The sequence below is a fragment of the Mycobacterium rhizamassiliense genome (assembly GCF_900157375.1).
GTDB classification, from domain to species: domain Bacteria; phylum Actinomycetota; class Actinomycetes; order Mycobacteriales; family Mycobacteriaceae; genus Mycobacterium; species Mycobacterium rhizamassiliense.
The window spans coordinates 5846402-5864596 of sequence record NZ_LT721901.1; the positions used below are offsets into that span (position 1 = coordinate 5846402).

Here is an 18195-nt window from a genome sequence, read left to right on the forward strand (position 1 = left end):
GCGAACACGGTAAACCCTCACCTAGCAAATTTCCAAGAGCCACGCGCAATTTCACGACACGATGATTGAAAATTTCGCAATCCGGTTGGCGCCCTTGATCGGTGGCGCGACCGCAAATTAAGACGGGCTACCTAAACCGCCTGCGGCGAATTCGGCGTCCCGCTCGACCCTTCGTCAGACGGGCAGAGTGCGCGGTTTCCAGTCCGGACGGCTCGTCTCGAAAGATTCGATCTCTTCGAGTTTCTGCAGCGTAAGGGCTATATCGTCAAGGCCTTCGAGCAATCGCCATGCGGTGTGATCGTCAATCTTGAACGGCAACACCGTCGTTCCGGCGGTGATATTTCGATCTTGAAGATTGGCAGTGATTTCCAGCCCCGGACTCTGCTCGATGAGCTTCCAAAGGAGTTCCACACCCTCTTGGCTGACTTCGGCCGCCAAGAGCCCCGCCTTGCCCGCGTTGCCCCGAAAAATGTCACCGAATCGAGACGAGATGACCACCCGGAACCCGTAGTCCATCAGTGCCCACACCGCATGCTCGCGTGAGGATCCGGTGCCAAAGTCGGGGCCGGCGACCAAGACCGAGCCCCGGTCAAAGGGACTGAGATTGAGCACGAATGAGGGATCCGAGCGCCAAGTCGCAAACAAGCCGTCCTCGAATCCGGTTCGGGTGACACGCTTCAAATACACCGCCGGGATGATCTGATCCGTATCGACATTGGAGCGCCGCAGCGGGACGCCAATACCGGTGTGGGTCGCAAAGGCTTCCATCGTTTGTCCTCGATTTCGTTTTCAGGCCAAGTCGGCAGGGCTGGATAGGGTCCCGCGAATCGCGGTTGCCGCAGCGACCGCCGGCGACACGAGATGTGTACGGCCGCCTTTGCCCTGCCGCCCTTCGAAGTTGCGGTTGGACGTCGCGGCGCAGCGCTCGCCCGGCGCAAGCTGATCGGGGTTCATCCCCAGGCACATCGAACATCCCGCCTGCCGCCATTCGGCTCCCGCGGCGATGAATGTCTCGCTGAGGCCTTCGGCTTCGGCCTGTGCGCGAACCCGCATCGAGCCGGGCACCACCAACATTCGCACGTCCGGGGCGACTTTACGGCCGCGCAAAATTTCGGCCACCACCCGAAGATCCTCAATACGACCGTTGGTACAAGAGCCGACGAACACCGCATCGACGGCGATATCGCGCATCGGCACCCCGGGGCGAAGGTCCATGTACGCCAAGGCTTTCTCCGCGGCCTGCCGCGCGTCGTCGTCGGCCATCATCTCGGGGTCCGGCACCGCATCGCCCAGTGGCACGCCCTGGCCGGGATTGGTGCCCCAGGTGACGAAGGGGCTCAGGGCGGCCGCATCGAGGAAGACCTCGGTGTCGAAAACGGCGCCGTCGTCGGTGCGCAGCTGCTTCCAGTACTCGAGCGCCGCGTCCCACTGCGCGCCGGTTGGCGCGTGCGGGCGCGAACGCAGGAACTCGTAGGTGGTCTCGTCCGGCGCCACCATGCCCGCCCGCGCGCCGGCTTCGATGCTCATGTTGCAGACCGTCATCCGGCCCTCCATCGACAGCGATTCGATGGCGCTGCCCCGGTATTCGATGACATGGCCCTGTCCGCCGCCGGTGCCGATCTTGGCGATCAGCGCCAGGATGACGTCCTTGGCGCTGACGCCGTCGGGCAATTGCCCGTCCACATTGACCGCCATCGTCTTGAAGGGCCGCAACGGCAACGTCTGCGTAGCGAGCACATGCTCCACCTCCGAGGTGCCGATGCCCATCGCCAAGGCGCCGAACGCGCCGTGGGTGGAAGTGTGGCTGTCGCCGCACACGACCGTCATGCCCGGCTGCGTGAGACCCAACTGCGGGCCGACGACGTGAACGATGCCCTGCTCGATGTCGCCCATCGGATAGAGCCGAACCCCGAACTCCGCGCAGTTGCGCCGCAGCGTTTCGACTTGGATGCGCGACACCGGGTCCGCGATCGGCTTGTCGATGTCGACGGTGGGCACGTTGTGGTCTTCGGTGGCCAGGGTCAGGTCGGTCCGGCGCACCGGCCGGCCGGCCAAGCGCAGGCCGTCGAAGGCCTGCGGGCTGGTGACCTCGTGCACCAAATGCAGGTCGATGTAAATAAGGTCGGGCGCCGAGCCGTTCCCGGAGACGACAACGTGGTCGCCCCACACCTTCTCGGCCAGGGTGCGTGGCTGGTGGCCGGTTGCCATCGAAGTCACCTCAATCAACTTGTCGCGCCTCGATGATCAACAGGGCTGGTGATCTCATATAGTGAGACGCTAGTATCTCTCTATGAGACAGCATAGCGGCATCGGCGTGCTCGACAAAGCCATGGAGGTGCTGCACACGGTCGCGGAATCGCCCTGCGGGTTGGCCGAACTGTGCGAGCGGACGGAGTTTCCGCGGGCCACCGCGTACCGGCTGGCGGCGGCGCTCGAAGTCCATCGCCTGCTGGCACGCGACGACGAGGGCCGCTGGCAGCTGGGCCCCGCGTGCACCGAACTCGCCGCGCGCGTCAACGATCCGTTGCTGGCGGCCGGCGCCGCTGTACTCCCCCGGCTGCGCGAGACCACCGGCGAAAGCGTGCAGCTGTACCGCCGCGAGGGAACGTCACGGGTCTGTGTGGCCGCCCTGGAACCGTCTGCGGGCCTTCGCGATACGGTCCCGGTCGGGGCCAGGCTCCCGATGACGGCGGGGTCGGGGGCCAAAGTGCTACTGGCCCACAGTGATGCGGCCACTCAGCGCGCGGTGCTGCCCGGCGCGAAGTTCACCGACCGGACGCTGACCGAGGTGCGCCGGCGCGGGTGGGCGCAGAGCGTGGCCGAGCGCGAGCCGGGGGTGGCCAGCGTGTCGGCGCCGGTGCGCGACGGCCGAGGTGTGGTGATCGCCGCCATTTCGGTGTCCGGGCCCGTCGATCGGATCGGCCGTCGTCCCGGCGCGCGCTGGGCGGCCGACCTGCTCGCGGCCGCCGAGGCAATGGCTCAGCGCCTGTAATGGTTTGCCGCGGCGTATGCGTCGGCGGCCACGGCTTCGCGCGTGCGTCGACGGCTTCGCGTGTGCGGCCACCGCTTCGGGCGTGCGGCCACGGCTTCGCGCGTGCGTTGGCGGCGGCGAGGGTGCGGTCAGGGCGCGACTCCCCGGCGTGTCACCGCCCGGGCCGCACGCTGAACGCCACCAGTGCACGGTCATCGCAATTGACCTGCCACACTGACGCGATGGGAACCAACCAGCGCGCGAGCATCGTCATGTCTTCCGACGAAATCGCCGACTTCGTCGTCAAAAGCCGCACCGGGACAATGGCCACCATCGGGCGCGACGGCCAGCCGCACCTGACCGCGATGTGGTACGCCGTCGTCGACGGCGAAATCTGGATAGAGACCAAAGCCAAGTCGCAGAAGGCCGTCAACCTGACCCGCGATCCGCGGGTCACGTTCTTGATCGAGGACGGCGACACCTACGACACGTTGCGCGGGGTGTCCTTCGAAGGCGTCGCCGAGATCGTCGACGATCCCGAGGTCTCGCACCGCGTCGGCGTCAGCGTGTGGGAGCGCTACACCGGTCCCTACACCGACGAGATGAAGCCGTTCGTCGAGCAGATGATGAACAAGCGGGTCTGCGTGCGCATCGTCGCGAGCCGGGCGCGTTCGTGGGATCACCGCAAGCTGGGAATGCCGCCGATGCCGGTGGGCGGGTCGACCGCCCCGGCCGCGAAAGGGACCGGTCAGTAAAACTTTGTAGCCCCGATGGGATTCGAACCCACGCTACCGCCGTGAGAGGGCGGCGTCCTAGGCCGCTAGACGACGGGGCCAGACCGATCCGAGCAGCCAGCATAGCTCACGCGGCGAGGGCCGCATAATCGCTTGGCATCTGCTTGCAGCTGACGGATTTTTTGCTGGGGTACCAGGACTCGAACCTAGAATGGCGGTACCAGAAACCGCTGTGTTGCCAATTACACCATACCCCATTGGCTGCCTAAAACCACTGGTCAGAACGTATTCTCCGGGCCATTCCCAGCACCCGAGACCGCCGCTGCCAGCCTTTGCAAACCGCAGTGCAGACTACCAAAGGTTTAGACCACCTCGTCGCGCGCGGCCCGCAATCGCGCCAGGCTGCGGTCGCGGCCAAGCAGCTCCAGCGACTCGAACAGCGGCGGGCTGATCGTCGTCCCGGTGACGGCGACGCGGATCGGGCCGAACGCCTTGCGCGGTTTGAGCTCGAGGCCCTCGATGAGCGCGCCCTTGAGCGCCTCCTCGATGGCCGCCGTCGTCCACTCGGCGATGCCGTCGAGCGCCGCCAGCGCGGCGTCGAGCACCGGGCCCGCGTCGGGCCCCAGCTCCTTGCCGGCGGCCTTGGGGTCGATCGCGTATTCGCCGTCGTTGAGGAACTTCAGTAGGTCCCAGGCGTCGGACAGGACGACGATGCGTGTCTGCACCAGCTCGGCGGCGACGGCGAATCCGGCGGGGTCGAGCCCGAGGTCGTGCCCGTGCACGCCGAAGTAGTCGCGCAACCGACCGGTGAAGTCGGCGACGTCGAGCAGCCGGATGTGCTCGGCGTTGATCGCGTCGGCCTTCTTCTGGTCGAAGCGGGCCGGATTGGAGTTGACGTTCACCACGTCGAAGGCCGCGACCATTTCGGCGAGGCTGAACACATCGTGGTCGTCGGCGATCGCCCAGCCGAGCAACGCCAGATAATTCAGCAGCCCCTCGGGGATGAAACCGCGGTCGCGGTGGGCGAACAGGTTCGACTGCGGGTCGCGCTTGGAAAGCTTCTTGGTGCCCTCCCCCAATACCGTTGGCAGGTGGGCGAATTCGGGCACGCGCTCGGCCACCCCGATGCGGATCAGCGCCTGGTACAGCGCGAGCTGACGCGGCGTCGACGGCAGCAGGTCCTCGCCGCGCAGCACGTGCGTGATCTTCATCAGCGCGTCGTCGACGGGGTTCACCAAGGTGTACAACGGTTCTCCGCTCGCGCGGGTCAACGCGAAGTCGGGAACCGTGGCCGCCGCGAAGGTCGTGGTCCCGCGCACCAGGTCGTCCCAGACGAGGTCCTCGCCGGGCATTCGCAGCCGTACCACCGGCTTACGGCCCTCGGCCAGGTATGCGGCGCGCTGCTCGTCGGTCAGCTGACGGTCGAAGTTGTCGTAGCCGAGCTTGGGGTTGCGGCCGGCGGCCACGTGGCGGGCCTCCACTTCCTCCGGCGTCGAGAAGGCGTGGTAGGCCTCACCCGCGGCCAGCAGCCGCTCGACGACGTCGCGGTAGACCTCGCCGCGCTGCGACTGCCGGTACGGGCCGTACGGCCCGCCGACCTCGGGGCCCTCGTCCCAATCCAGACCGAGCCAGCGCAACGCGTCCAGCAGCGCCAGATAGCTTTCCTCGCTGTCGCGTTGGGCGTCGGTGTCCTCGATGCGGAAGACGAAGGTGCCGCCGGTGTGCCGGGCGTAGGCCCAGTTGAAAAGCGCGGTGCGCACCATCCCGACGTGCGGGGTGCCGGTGGGCGACGGGCAGAAGCGGACGCGGACCTGACCTGCGGTCACGACTTTCCTTTGCGGACCACGGGATTGCTCAGCGTGCCGATTCCGTCGATGCTGACCGAGACGGTGTCGCCGTCCTCGATGGGGCCGACGCCGGCCGGTGTCCCGGTGAGGATGAGGTCGCCCGGCAGCAGGGTCATCACCGCCGAGATCCATTCCACGATGGCGCCGACGTCGTGGATCATCAGCGAGGTGCGGCTGTCCTGCTTGACCTCGCCGTTGACCTCGGTGCGCAGCGACAGGTCGGCCGGATCGACATCGGTGACCACCCACGGGCCGACCGGGCAGAAGGTGTCATGCCCCTTGGCCCTGGCCCATTGGCCGTCCGCCTGCTGCTGATCGCGCGCCGACACGTCGTTGGCGATGGTGTAGCCGAGGATGTTCTCGGCGGCCTGGGCTGCCGTCACGTCCTTGCACGGGCGGCCGATCACGGCCGCCAGCTCCCCCTCGTAGTGCACGAGTGATGCGTTGGCGGGCAACCGAATCGGCACGTTCGGCCCGATGATCGCGGTGTTGGGCTTGAGGAAGATGATGGGGTCTTCGGCGGCGGGGCCCGTCGTGAACTTACTCATCTCGGCGATGTGGTCGGCGTAGTTCTTCCCGACACAGACCACCTTGCCGGCCAGCATCGGGGCCAGCAGCCGCACATCCGGGACCGGCCAGGAGCGACCGGTGAAGGTCGGGGTGCCGAACGGGTGCTCGGCGATCTCGCGGGCCACCATCGCGCCGGGGTCGTCGAGGTCTCCCTCGACGCTGACGAAGGAGACACCGTCCGGGCTGGCTATTCGACCGAGGCGCATTCCCGTGAGCCTAGTGATCGGCCATCACCGCGGGCGCAGCCGGGCGATGCGGGCCGCCTCACACCGTTTCGACCAGCACCGGCCCGGTACAAGCCCGCGCGGGGTGCACATCTCGAAAAGCTGTGGCTCCGACCCGTCCGGCGACCGGTTTGTTCCGAATCACTGAGTAATCACGCGGAGGCGACCAGGGCAGCCGCTCGGGGAGGACTGAATCTAGGTGTCGACCGGCTCGATCAGTACCGCCGGTCGCTGGGCGATGCTTGCGGTTTCGCTGGGCGCGACGTTATGCGCCAACGTGTTCATCAACGGCGTCGCCTTTTTGATTCCGATGCTGCACACCCGGCACGGCACCAGTTTGGCCGAGGGCGGTCTGCTCGCGTCGCTGCCGAGCCTCGGCATGGTCTTGACCCTGTTCGCGTGGGGCTACCTGCTGGATCGCGTCGGCGAGCGGATCGTGCTCAGCGCGGGGCTGGCTCTGACCGCGGCGGCGGGTTTCGCTGCGGCACACGCGCATTCGACGCTCACGATGGCGACATTCCTTGTCCTGGGCGGCATGGCCGCGGCCAGCAGCATCACCGCCTGCGGCCGGCTGGTGATCGGCTGGTTCCCACCACACCGGCGCGCCCTGGCGATGGGGATCCGGCAGACGGCGCAGCCGCTGGGAATCGGGTTGGCCGCGTTGGTGATACCCGAGCTGGCCAAGCGCGGCTTCTCGGCGGCCCTGCTTTTTCCCGCGGTGCTGTGCGCCGTCGCCGCGGTGGTCAGCGCGCTGGGCGTCAGAAATCCTCCGCGTCCGGCGCAATCGGAGGCCACCGATCGCAAGTCGGCGAACCCCTACCGGGGAACGGCGGTGCTCTGGCGGATACACATCGCGTCGGCGCTGCTGATGGTGCCGCAGCCGGTGGTACTGACGTTCATGCTCGCCTGGTTCATGATGGACCGTGGCCTGTCGGTGGGATGGGCGGGCGCACTGGTGGGCTTCTCGCAATTGCTCGGCGCGGCGGGCCGCATCGCCGCCGGGCGGTGGGCCGATCATGTCGGTTCGCGGATGCGGCCGCTGCGGATACTCGCGGTCGCCACCGCCGCGGTCATGCTCGTGCTCGCGGTCACCGATCACCTGGATTGGCCGCTCGCCGTGCCCGCGATGACGGTCGCGGCGGCTCTCACCGGCGACAGCGGCCTGCCGTTCACGACGATCCCCGAGCTGGCCGGGCCGTTTTGGAGCGGACGGGCACTGAGCACCCAGAACGCCCTCGAGCGATTGATGGTCGCCCTCGGCCCTCCCGCGTTCGGCGCGTTGATCGCCACCGCCGGTTACCCGGTCGCGTTCGCGACCTGCGCCGTGTTCCCCTTGGCCGCGGTGCCGTTCGTGCCGGTCGGCACGCCGCCGCGAACGACGCCCGACGCCACCGCCGAGAAGGCCGCCGCGGTCGAATCATGATGCCGCAACGCGAGATCAATGGACGCTGCCCACCCACGCGCTGTGCAAGCATGGGTAATGACCAACGACCCGCCAGCGACGGCGCAGCTGAGCGCCGGCGCGCGCTGGTCGATCATGATCGTCTCGCTGTGGGTGACGGCGAGTTCGTTCCTATTCATTAACGGCATCGCCTTCTTGATCCCCTCCCTCGAAGCAAAGCGCGGGATCCCGCTGACCGAGGCCAGTCTGCTGTCGTCGATGCCCAGCTGGGGCATGGTCGTCACGCTGGTCGGCTGGGGCTACGTGCTGGACCGCGTCGGCGAGCGGATCGTGATGACCGCGGGCTCGGCGCTGACCGCCGCCGCGGCCTATGCCGCCGCATCGGTGCATTCGCTGGTGCTGGTCGGCGTCTATCTCTTCCTGGGCGGCATGGCGGCGGCGAGTTGCAACGCCGCGGGCGGGCGGCTGGTGTCCGCGTGGTTCCCGCCGCACCAGCGCGGCCTGGCGATGGGCATCCGACAGACCGCGCAGCCGCTGGGCATCGCCCTGGGCGCACTGGTGATGCCCGAGCTGGCCGAGCGGGGCCTGCACGCGGGGCTGATGTTCCCTGCGTTCGCGTGCACGGTGGCGGCGGTGGCGAGCGCGATCGGGATCGTCGACCCGCCGCGCAAGCACCGCACCGCGGCCAGCGAGCAGGAGCTGGCCAGCCCGTATCGGGGATCGTTGGCGCTCTGGCGAATTCACGCGGTGGGCGGTTTGCTGATGATGCCGCAGACGGTGACGGTGACGTTCATGCTCGTGTGGCTGATCAGAAACGACGGCTGGTCGGTCGCAGCGGCCGGCGGCGTGGTCGTTCTTTCGCAGCTGCTCGGCGCGCTGGGCCGCATCGCGGTCGGCCGTTGGTCGGACCGGGTCGGTTCGCGCATGCGACCGGTCCGCCTCATCGCGATCGCCGCGACCCTGACGCTGTTCGCGCTCGCGTTCGCCGACGACCACACGTGGACCCTCGAGGTGCCGCTGATGATCGCGATCTCGGTGATCGCGGTGCTGGACAACGGGCTGGAGGCGACCGCGATCACCGAGTACGCCGGACCGTTCTGGAGCGGGCGCGCGCTGGGCGTGCAGAACACCACGCAGCGGCTGATGGCGGCCGCGGGCGCCCCCCTATTCGGTGTCCTGATCGACGCGGCCAGGTATCCCCCGGCGTGGGCGCTGTGCGGCCTGTTCCCGTTGCTGGCCATCCCGCTGGTGCCCGCCGGGCTGGTGCCGCCCGGCCTGGAAGCTACAGCGCGGCGGCAATCCGATCGCCGACTTCGGTGGTGGACGGCCGTCCGTCGGGCCGGTTCGCCAGATACGACTCGACCGCCCGGTCCACCCGGGCCGCCTCCTCGCCCTTCCCAAGGTGGGCCAGCAGCAGTCCCACCGAAATGATCGCCGCCGTCGGGTCCGCGATGTTCTGACCCGCGATGTCGGGCGCGCTGCCGTGCACGGGCTCGAACATCGAGGGATTGGTGCGGGTGGCATCGATATTTCCACTGGCCGCCAAGCCAATTCCGCCACACACCGCCGCGGCCAAATCGGTGATGATGTCGCCGAACAGGTTGTCGGTGACGATCACGTCGAAGCGGCCGGGGTCGGTCACCAGAAAGATGGTGGCGGCGTCGACGTGTTGATAGGCCACCTCGACGTCGGGGTATTCCTCGCCGACCTCGGCGACGACCCGCGTCCACAGCTTGCCGGCGAAGGTCAGCACGTTGTTCTTGTGCACCAGCGTCAAATGCTTGCGGCGCTGGCGGGCCCGCTCGAATGCGTCCTTGACGACGCGGCGCACGCCGAACGCGGTGTTGACGCTGACCTCGGTGGCGACCTCGTTGGGCGTGCCCACGCGGATCGCGCCGCCGTTGCCCGTGTAGGGCCCCTCGGTCCCCTCGCGGACCACCACGAAGTCGATGTCCGGGTTGCTCGCCAGCGGACTGCTCACCCCGGGATACAGCCGACCCGGCCGCAGGTTGACGTGGTGGTCGAGCTCAAAGCGCAAGCGCAGCAACAGGCCTCGCTCCAGCACGCCGCTGGGCACCGACGGGTCGCCGATGGCGCCGAGCAGGATCGCGTCGTGCGCGCGCAGCTCGTCGATCACCGACTCCGGCAGCAGCTCGCCACTGGCGTGGTAACGCCGGGCGCCCAGGTCGTACTCCGTCTTCTCCACGTTCGGCACAACGGCGTCTAGGACTTTGAGCCCCTGGGCGACGACCTCCGGCCCGATGCCGTCGCCGCCGATCACTGCGAGTTTCACGACAGGTCAACCACTTCGAGCTTGTTGGCGCCGACGGACTCCGAGATCGCCGACCGCACATCGGCGGGCACGTCGCGGTCGAGCCGCAGCAGGATCGTCGCGCTGGGGCCCTCGGCGTCCTCGGAAAGCTGGGCCGCCTGGATGTTCACCCCGGCCGCGCCCAGCAGGGTGCCGATCTTGCCCAGCGCGCCCGGCGCGTCGGCGTAGTTGATCACCAGGTTGGTGCCCTGGGCGCGCAGGTCGAAGTTGCGGCCGTTGACTTGCACGATCTTCTCGACCAGCTGCGGGCCCGACAGGGTGCCCGCGACGTTGACGCGCGAACCGTCGTGGCCGGCCAACCGCACGTCCAGCAGGCTGCGGTGGTTGGGACTTTCGGTGGCCGTGGTGATTTCGGCGGTGACGCCGCGCTCGGCCGCCAGCGCCGGGGCGTTGACGAACGTGACCGGGTCCTCGATGACCGCCGAGAACAGGCCGCGCAGGGCCGAAAGCTTCAGCACCTCAACATCTTCGGAGGCCAGCTCGCCGCGCACCGTGACCGACAGCGAGGTCGGCGCGCCGTCGGAGAGGGCGGCGGCCAGCAGGCCGAGCTTGCGCGCCAGGTCCAGCCAGGGCGCCACCTCTTCGTTGACCACGCCGCCGCCGACGTTGACCGCGTCGGGCACGAACTCCCCCGCCAGCGCCAGCCGCACGCTCTCGGCCACGTCGGTGCCGGCCCGATCCTGCGCCTCGGCGGTGGATGCGCCCAGGTGCGGGGTCACCACCACCTGCGGCAGCTCGAAAAGCGGGCTGTCGGTGCAGGGTTCGCTGGAGAACACGTCGAGGCCGGCCGCCGCGACGTGCCCGCTGGTGACCGCCTCGGCCAGCGCCGCCTCGTCCACCAGACCACCGCGGGCGGCGTTGACGATGATGACACCCGGCTTGGTCTTGGCCAGCGCCTCCTTGTCGATCAGCCCCGCCGTCTCGGGCGTCTTCGGCAGGTGCACCGAGATGAAGTCGGCGCGGGCCAGCAGCTCGTCCAGCGGCAGCAGCTCGATGCCGAGCTGTGCGGCGCGGGCCGGCGACACATACGGGTCGTAGGCGACGATGTGCGTGCCGAAGGCCTCGATGCGCTGGGCGACCAGCTGACCGATGCGGCCCAGGCCCACGACGCCGACCGTCTTGCCGAAGATCTCGGTGCCCGAGAACTTCGAGCGCTTCCAAGTGTGTTCGCGCAGGGTGGCGTCGGCGGCGGGCACCTGCCGGGCCGCCGACAGCAGCAGCGCCAGCGCGTGCTCGGCGGCGCTGTGGATGTTCGACGTCGGCGCGTTGACCACCAGCACGCCGCGTTCGGTGGCGGCGTCCACGTCGACGTTGTCCAGCCCGACGCCGGCGCGGGCGACGATCTTCAGCTTGGGGGCGGCGGACAGCACCTCGGCGTCGACGGTGGTGGCCGAGCGGACCAGCAGCGCGTCGGCCTCGGGCACCGCGGCCAGCAGCTTCTCCCGGTCCGGACCGTCTACCCAGCGCACCTCCACCTGGTCACCCAGGGCGGCGACGGTCGATTGAGCGAGTTTGTCGGCGATTAACACAACAGGCAAGTTCACGCCGCCAGCGTATCGGCTGTAATAAAGGCGTGGACGTCACCGTCGTCGGCAGCGGACCCAATGGGCTCACCGCGGCCGTGATTTGTGCCCGGGCTGGGCTCAAAGTGCAGGTCGTGGAGGCCCAGCCGACCTTCGGCGGGGGTGCGCGCACCGCGGCCGACCCAGAATTCTCCGGAGTCGAACACGACATCTGCTCGGCGGTGCACCCGCTGGCGCTGGCGTCGCCGTTCTTCGCGAAGTTCGATCTGCCCGCGCGCGGCGTGCGGCTCGCGGTCCCGGAGATCGCCTACGGCAACCCGCTGCAGGGCAGGCCCGCGGTGATCGCCTACCACGATCTGGAGCGCACCTGCGCCGAGCTGACCGACGGCGCGTCCTGGCGGCGCCTGCTTCACCCGCTGGTAGAAGACTGGCGCGAGGTGGTGGACCTGCTGCTCGGCGACAAGCGCTCGGTGCCCGGCTCGCTGCCGTCGGCGCTGCGCCTGGGCGTGCGAATGCTGGCCCAGGGCACCCCGGCCTGGGGTTCGTTGGCGGGCCGCGACGCCCGCGCATTGTTCAGCGGCGTTGCCGCCCATGTGCTTTCGCCGATGCCGTCGCTGACGTCTTCGGCCGCCGGGCTGATGCTGGCCACCCTGGCACATTCGGTGGGCTGGCCGATTCCGGTGGGCGGCAGCCAGGCGATCACCGATGCGCTGATCGCGGACCTGCGCGCGCATGGCGGTGAGCTGACGGCGGGCGTCGAAATCACCTCTCCCCCTGGGCCGCCGGGCTCGGTCGTCGTGTACGACACCGCGCCGACGGCGCTGTTGGGAATATACGGCGACGCGTTGCCGGGCCGCTACGCTAAGGCGTTGCGCCGCTATCACTTTGGGCCCGGCGTAGCGAAGGTCGACTTCGTGCTCAGCGAGGACATCCCGTGGTCGGATGCGCGGCTGGGGCAGGCACCGACGCTGCACCTGGGCGGCAGCCGCGAGCAGATGGCGCACGCCGAGGCCGAGATCGCGGCCGGGCGCCACGCGCAATGGCCGATGGTGCTGGCTGCGCTGCCACACCTGGCCGATGCCAAGCGCATCGACGCCGCCGGCCGGCGGCCGTTCTGGACGTATGCACATGTGCCGTCGGGTTCCACCCTCGATGCGACCGAGGCGGTGACCGGGGTCGTCGAGAAGTTTGCGCCCGGTTTCCGCGACATCGTGGTGGCCGCCCGCGCGGTGCCCGCCGCCCGGATGGCCGACCACAACGCGAACTACGTGGGCGGCGATATCGGCGTGGGCGGCAACAACGCGTGGCGTGCGCTCGCCGGACCCACGCCGCGCCTGGACCCGTGGCACACCCCGATTCCCAAGGCGTATCTGTGTTCGGCGGCGACACCACCCGGCGGCGGAGTGCACGGCATGGCCGGCTACTACGCCGCGCGCAGCCTGCTGCGCCGGGAATTCGGCATCGCCGCGCTGCCCTTTTTGGGACCCGATTCCGGGCCTAAGCTGACTGCGTGACCAAACTCGCGATCATCTACTACTCGGCCACCGGGCACGGCACCACGATGGCGAACCGCGTCGCCGTGGCCGCGGAGGCCGCGGGCGCCGAAGTCCGGGTGCGCCACGTCGCCGAAACGCACGACCCGGAGTCGTTCGCGCAGAACCCGGCGTGGACGGCGAATTACGAAGCCACCAAGGATCTTCCGGCGGCCACCGGCGACGACATCGTGTGGGCGGACGCGGTGATCTTCGGCTCGCCGACCCGATTCGGTTCGCCGGCGGCGCAATTGCGCACCTTCCTGGATTCCCTCGGCGGGTTGTGGGCGCAAGGCAAGCTCGCCGACAAGGTGTACGCGGCCTTCACGTCGTCGAACACCCTGCACGGTGGCCAGGAGACGACGCTGGTCTCGCTGTATTTCACGTTGATCCACTTCGGCGGGATCCTCGTGCCGCCGGGCTACACCGATCCGTGCAAGTTCGTCGACGGCAACCCCTACGGGGTGAGCCTGGTGACCACCCACGACAACATCGACGAAATCGACGAAGCCACCGACACCGCCCTGGAACACATGGCCCGCCGGGTGGTGTCGGTGGCTGATCGCCTGACGAAGTAGCTATCGCGCCAAATACGTTCCGTGGCCTTCGATCACCAGGTCGCCACTGAACCGGAGCACTTCACTCACCAGGCCACCGTCCTGGTTTCGGTAGGCGATGACGATGGTGTCGATGCCCAGGTAGACGTCCTCAATGCTGAACCGCAGGTGAGGAATTCGCTGCAACGCCAGCGCCCAGTAGCGTCGCAGCTCGGACTTGCCGCGAACGACGCCGCCGGTCTCCGGCACCATCCGGGCGGCCACCGGTGAGGTGAACACCACGTCGTCGTGAAAATGCGCGAGGACCGCCTCGACGTCGTGAGCGTTCCACGCGTCGACCCACTGCTTGCCGAAGGCGACCGGATCGAGGTTCACCTGGGCACCTCCAGCAGGCAGCAGACGGAAACTAGGCCGTTTCGGTGATGGGCCGGTCGACCCAGCTCATCAGGTCGCGCAGCCGCTTGCCGACGACCTCGATGGGGTGCTCGGCGTTTTCCTTGCGCAGCCCCTCGAGTTGCTTGTTGCCGCCCTCGACGTTGGCGACCAGCTTCTTGGTGAAGTCGCCGTTCTGGATGTCGCGCAGGATGGCGCGCATCCGGTCCTTGGTGTCGGCGTCAATGACCCGGGGGCCCGACAGGTAGCCGCCGAACTCCGCGGTGTCGGACACCGAGTAGTTCATCCGGGCGATGCCGCCCTCGTACATCAGGTCGACGATCAGCTTGAGCTCGTGCAGCACCTCGAAGTACGCCATCTCCGGCGGGTAGCCCGCCTCGACCATCACGTCGAAACCGGTCTTCACCAATTCCTCTGTGCCACCGCACAATACGGCCTGCTCACCGAACAGGTCGGTTTCGGTCTCGTCCTTGAAGGTGGTCTTGATGACGCCGGCCCGGGTGCCGCCGATGGCCTTGGCGTAGGACAGCGCCAGCGCCTCGCCGTTGCCGGTCGGGTCCTGGTCGACCGCGATCAGCGCGGGCACGCCCTTGCCGTCGACGAACTGGCGACGCACCAGGTGGCCGGGACCCTTCGGGGCGACCATCGCGACCGTCACGTCACCGGGCGGCTTGATCAGGTCGAAGTGGATGTTGAGGCCGTGGCCGAAAAACAAGGCGTCGCCTGACTTCAGGTTCGGCTCGATGTCGTTTTTGAAGATGTCGGCCTGGGCGGTGTCGGGCGCCAGCAGCATGATGACGTCGGCCCACTTGGCGACCTCGGCGGGGGTGTCTACGTCCAGCCCCTGCTCTTCGACCTTGGGCCGCGACTTCGAGCCCTGCTTCAGGCCGACCTTCACCTGCACGCCCGAGTCGCGCAGGCTCAGCGAGTGCGCGTGGCCCTGGCTGCCGTATCCGATAACACCGACCTTGCGCCCCTGGATGATGCTCAGGTCCGCGTCGTCGTCGTAGAACATTTCTAATGCCACTGTTGATTTTCTCCTTGTCAGCTACTTAGCGGTCCCGATACTGCGCGAACCGCGGGAAAGCGCAACCATTCCCGATTGAACGATCTCGCGAATGCCGAACGGTTCCAGCACCCGCAGAAAGGCTTCGATCTTGCCGCGGTCGCCGGTGGCCTCGATGGTCAGCGCCTCGGGTGAAACGTCAACCACCTTGGCGCGGAACAGGTTTACTGCCTCGATCACCTGGCTGCGGGTGCCGGCGTCGGCGCCCACCTTGATCAGCGCCAGCTCGCGCGACACCGCGTTGTCGTCGTTCTGCTCGATGATCTTGATGACATTGACCAGCTTGTTGAGCTGCTTGGTGACCTGTTCGAGCGGCGTCTCCTCGGCGGAGACCACGATCGTCATCCGCGACATGTCTTTCTGCTCGGTGGCGCCCACGGCCAGCGACTCGATGTTGAAGCCGCGGCGCGAGAACAGCGCCGCCACCCGGGCGAGCGCACCGGGCACGTCTTCGACGAGCACCGAAAGCGTGTGCGACTTGGGCGATCCCGTTGTCACGCGTGCCCCTCGCTCTCGTCGTCGAAGAGCGGACGGATGCCCTTCGCGGCCTGGATCTCGTCATTGCTGGTGCCCGCGGCCACCATCGGCCACACCTGCGCGTCCGCGCCGACGATGAAGTCGATCACCACCGGACGGTCGTTGATCTCGCGGGCCGCCTTGATCGCGTCGACGACGTCTTCGGCACGCTCGCAACGGATCCCGACGCAACCCAGCGCCTCGGCGAGCTTGACGAAGTCGGGGATGCGGTGCGAGTGGGTGGCCAGATCGGTCTGCGAGTACCGCTCCTCGTAGAAGAGGGTCTGCCACTGCCGCACCATGCCCAGGTTGCCGTTGTTGATCAGCGCCACCTTGATCGGCACGCCCTCGATGGCGCAGGTGGCCAACTCCTGGTTGGTCATCTGGAAGCAGCCGTCGCCGTCGATCGCCCAGACCTCCGCGTCCGGCCGGGCGATCTTGGCGCCCATGGCCGCCGGGATGGCGAAGCCCATGGTGCCCAGCCCGCCGGAGTTGAGCCAGGTGCGCGGCTTCTCGTAGGAGATGAACTGCGCGGCCCACATCTGGTGCTGCCCCACGCCGGCGACGTAGACCGCGTCGGGCCCGGCGAGCTTGCCCAGTTGCTCGATCACGTACTCCGGGCTCAGGCTGCCGTCGCTCTGCGGGCCGTAGCTCAGCGGGTAGGTGGACTGCACCTCGTTCAGGTAGTTCCACCACGCAGCCATGTCCGGCTTTTCGGCCGCGCCCGTTCCCTTCTGCCGCAGCATCGCGATCAGGTCGGTGATGACGGCCTTGACGTCGCCGACGATCGGCACGTCGGCATGCCGGTTCTTGCCGATCTCGGCCGGGTCGATGTCGGCGTGGATGACCTTGGCCTCGGGCGCAAAGGAATCCAGCTGCCCGGTGACCCGGTCGTCGAAGCGGGTGCCCAGCGCGATCAGCAGGTCGCTGCGCTGCAGCGCCGCCACCGCGGCCACCGTGCCGTGCATGCCGGGCATGCCCAGGTTCTGCGGGTGGCTGTCCGGGAAGGCGCCGCGCGCCATCAGCGTGGTCACCACCGGAATGCCGGTCAGCTCGGCCAGCTCGGCCAGCTGCTCGCTGGCCTCGCCCCGGATGACGCCGCCGCCGACGTACAGCACCGGCTTGTGCGACTGCGCGATCAGCTTGGCGGCCTCGCGGATCTGCCGGCTGTGCGGCTTGGTGTTCGGCTTGTAGCCGGGCAGCTCCATCCGCGGCGGCCAGCTGAAGGTGCACGGTCCCTGCAGCACGTCCTTGGGGATGTCGACGAGCACGGCGCCGGGGCGGCCCGACGACGCGATGTGGAACGCCTCGGCCAGCACCTTGGGGATCTCGTCGCCGGAGCGGACCAGGAAGTTGTGCTTGGTGATCGGCATCGTGATGCCCGAGATGTCCGCCTCCTGGAAGGCGTCGGTCCCGATCAGCGCGCGACCGACCTGCCCGGTGATCGCGACCACGGGTATCGAGTCCATCTGCGCGTCGGCCAGCGGGGTCACCAGGTTGGTGGCGCCGGGACCCGACGTCGCCATGCAGACCCCGACCTTGCCGGTCGCGTGCGCGTAACCGCTGGCGGCGTGCCCACCGCCCTGCTCGTGGCGGACCAGCACGTGGCGCAGCTTCTTCGAGTCGAACAGCGGGTCATAGACCGGCAGCACCGCGCCGCCGGGAATCCCGAAGATGACCTCTACGTCGAGTTCCTCCAGCGACCGGATCACCGACTGCGCGCCGGTAAGTTGTTCGGGTCCAATACGTTTCGGGTGGCCCGACGAAGTGGACGCGACGGCGCTCGCCGCGTCCGTCGCGACTTTCGCCGCCCCGACATCTGGCCTGGTGGGTGCGCTCACGGTGTTTTCGTCCTCTTGTCCTGATCGCTGTGGAGGTTTGGCTGCTACGCAAGAAAAAACCCCCGTCAGCTCATCCGCTGTACGAGGGTTGCGCGCTGGTGCTGGGCCGCTTCAAATGCTGAAAGCTAGTCAGACACCAACGCGCTGACTAAGTACTACGAGCATCCCGGGCGTTCCGGCGGTATCCATAGCCCCCGACGGTAGCCTTCGCACAGGTCAACCGTCAAATCCGCTGCCGCAGGAGCGGATCGCGGCCGCGCGGGCGGCGGATGAAATGATGAGCGAGTGGCCCCTGGTTCGTCTGCCCCGACACCCGCCGACTCGCCCTTGATCATCAAGGTCTCTCCGATGGCGCATATCGCCGTGGCATTCCTGACGCTGGGCCTGCTGATCCCGGTGCTGGCCTGGCCCGTATCGGCTCCGCTGCTTGTCATCCCGGTGCTGTTGTCGGCGATGATCGCCCGGCTGCGCACGGTCGCCGACGCGCGGGGCGTGACCGTGCGCAAGCTCGTGGGCAGCCAGACGGTGCGCTGGGACGACATCGACGGGCTGCGCTTTCACCGCGGGTCGTGGGCGCGCGCCCGGCTCAAGAGCGGGGGCGAGCTGCGGCTGCCCGCCGTCAGCTTCGCGACGTTGCCGCAGTTGACGATGGCCAGCGGCGGGTGGGTGCCCAACCCCTACCGGTAG

Annotated in this window: 16 protein-coding genes, 2 tRNA genes and 1 pseudogene; 7 read left to right on the forward strand and 12 right to left on the reverse strand. The window is 68.2% G+C overall.

Going from position 1 to position 18195, the window contains the following annotated elements:
* Window positions 1-174: 174 nt before the first annotated feature.
* Window positions 175-768 (reverse strand): 3-isopropylmalate dehydratase small subunit, encoded by a 594-nt coding sequence (leuD, locus tag MRAB57_RS27540; RefSeq protein ID WP_077090156.1) that lies wholly within the window; start codon window positions 766-768, stop codon window positions 175-177.
* 21 nt (window positions 769-789) lie between these two features.
* The gene (gene leuC / locus MRAB57_RS27545) at window positions 790-2208 is read right to left on the reverse strand and encodes a 3-isopropylmalate dehydratase large subunit (RefSeq protein ID WP_077090157.1); all 1419 of its coding nucleotides are present in this window, start codon (window positions 2206-2208) and stop codon (window positions 790-792) included.
* A gap of 82 nt (window positions 2209-2290) precedes the next feature.
* Between leuC and MRAB57_RS27550 the strand changes: the two genes are divergently transcribed.
* Together MRAB57_RS27550 and MRAB57_RS27555 are read left to right on the forward strand one after the other, a co-directional pair.
* A complete protein-coding gene (locus MRAB57_RS27550; RefSeq protein ID WP_077090158.1) occupies window positions 2291-2992 on the forward strand; it encodes an IclR family transcriptional regulator in 702 nt (233 codons plus the stop codon).
* Window positions 2993-3213: 221 nt separating this feature from the next.
* Window positions 3214-3726, forward strand: coding sequence for a pyridoxamine 5'-phosphate oxidase family protein (locus MRAB57_RS27555; RefSeq protein ID WP_077090159.1), 513 nt, complete (start codon window positions 3214-3216; stop codon window positions 3724-3726).
* 7 nt (window positions 3727-3733) lie between these two features.
* On the opposite strand, the gene MRAB57_RS27560 is transcribed toward MRAB57_RS27555, so the two are convergent.
* The 4 genes from MRAB57_RS27560 to MRAB57_RS27575 all read right to left on the reverse strand — a co-directional run bounded on the left by MRAB57_RS27560 (window position 3734) and on the right by MRAB57_RS27575 (window position 6328).
* Window positions 3734-3806: transfer RNA gene (locus tag MRAB57_RS27560), tRNA-Glu, on the reverse strand.
* A gap of 84 nt (window positions 3807-3890) precedes the next feature.
* Window positions 3891-3962, reverse strand: a tRNA-Gln gene (locus tag MRAB57_RS27565).
* Between the two features lie 105 nt (window positions 3963-4067).
* Window positions 4068-5531 carry a glutamate--tRNA ligase gene (gene gltX, locus MRAB57_RS27570; RefSeq protein ID WP_077090160.1) on the reverse strand — a complete coding sequence of 488 codons (1464 nt, stop codon included), beginning with the start codon at window positions 5529-5531 and terminating at the stop codon, window positions 4068-4070.
* Window positions 5528-6328 carry a fumarylacetoacetate hydrolase family protein gene (locus tag MRAB57_RS27575; RefSeq protein ID WP_077090161.1) on the reverse strand — a complete coding sequence of 267 codons (801 nt, stop codon included), beginning with the start codon at window positions 6326-6328 and terminating at the stop codon, window positions 5528-5530. The genes gltX and MRAB57_RS27575 overlap by 4 nt, the downstream gene beginning before the upstream one ends.
* A 217-nt stretch (window positions 6329-6545) precedes the next feature.
* Here MRAB57_RS27575 and MRAB57_RS27580 point away from each other — a divergent pair, with 217 nt between their 5' ends.
* Window positions 6546-7769: an MFS transporter gene (locus tag MRAB57_RS27580; RefSeq protein WP_077090162.1), complete on the forward strand. Its 1224-nt coding sequence runs from the start codon at window positions 6546-6548 to the stop codon at window positions 7767-7769.
* A gap of 114 nt (window positions 7770-7883) precedes the next feature.
* Window positions 7884-8849: pseudogene (locus MRAB57_RS27585) on the forward strand (MFS transporter); the annotation flags it as partial.
* 181 nt (window positions 8850-9030) lie between these two features.
* Here MRAB57_RS27585 and MRAB57_RS27590 read toward each other — a convergent pair.
* Together MRAB57_RS27590 and serA are read right to left on the reverse strand one after the other, a co-directional pair.
* A complete protein-coding gene (locus MRAB57_RS27590; RefSeq protein WP_077090164.1) occupies window positions 9031-10041 on the reverse strand; it encodes a 3-isopropylmalate dehydrogenase in 1011 nt (336 codons plus the stop codon).
* Entirely contained in the window at window positions 10038-11624 is a 1587-nt protein-coding gene (gene serA / locus MRAB57_RS27595; protein ID WP_077090165.1) for a phosphoglycerate dehydrogenase, read from the reverse strand. Before serA ends, MRAB57_RS27590 begins: the two co-directional genes overlap by 4 nt.
* 29 nt (window positions 11625-11653) lie before the next feature.
* On the opposite strand from serA, the gene MRAB57_RS27600 reads away from it, so the two are divergent.
* Together MRAB57_RS27600 and wrbA are read left to right on the forward strand one after the other, a co-directional pair.
* Window positions 11654-13117 carry a phytoene desaturase family protein gene (locus MRAB57_RS27600; protein ID WP_077090166.1) on the forward strand — a complete coding sequence of 488 codons (1464 nt, stop codon included), beginning with the start codon at window positions 11654-11656 and terminating at the stop codon, window positions 13115-13117.
* Window positions 13114-13713, forward strand: a complete 600-nt coding sequence (gene wrbA, locus MRAB57_RS27605; RefSeq protein WP_077090167.1) for an NAD(P)H:quinone oxidoreductase — start codon at window positions 13114-13116, stop codon at window positions 13711-13713. The genes MRAB57_RS27600 and wrbA overlap by 4 nt, the downstream gene beginning before the upstream one ends.
* Here the strand turns inward: wrbA and MRAB57_RS27610 are convergent, their stop codons facing one another.
* From MRAB57_RS27610 to MRAB57_RS27625, 4 genes are read right to left on the reverse strand one after another with little or no spacing between them, the layout of a single operon-like run.
* A complete protein-coding gene (locus tag MRAB57_RS27610) occupies window positions 13714-14067 on the reverse strand; it encodes a nuclear transport factor 2 family protein (RefSeq protein WP_077090168.1) in 354 nt (117 codons plus the stop codon).
* Between the two features lie 31 nt (window positions 14068-14098).
* A complete protein-coding gene (ilvC, locus tag MRAB57_RS27615; protein ID WP_108638017.1) occupies window positions 14099-15100 on the reverse strand; it encodes a ketol-acid reductoisomerase in 1002 nt (333 codons plus the stop codon).
* Window positions 15101-15133: 33 nt separating this feature from the next.
* Window positions 15134-15649, reverse strand: a complete 516-nt coding sequence (gene ilvN / locus MRAB57_RS27620) for an acetolactate synthase small subunit (protein ID WP_173813977.1) — start codon at window positions 15647-15649, stop codon at window positions 15134-15136.
* On the reverse strand, window positions 15646-17508 hold the full coding sequence (locus MRAB57_RS27625) for an acetolactate synthase large subunit (protein WP_077090170.1): 1863 nt from the start codon (window positions 17506-17508) through the stop codon (window positions 15646-15648). Before MRAB57_RS27625 ends, ilvN begins: the two co-directional genes overlap by 4 nt.
* 348 nt (window positions 17509-17856) lie before the next feature.
* On the opposite strand from MRAB57_RS27625, the gene MRAB57_RS27635 reads away from it, so the two are divergent.
* Window positions 17857-18195, forward strand: a complete 339-nt coding sequence (locus MRAB57_RS27635; RefSeq protein ID WP_077090915.1) for a PH domain-containing protein — start codon at window positions 17857-17859, stop codon at window positions 18193-18195.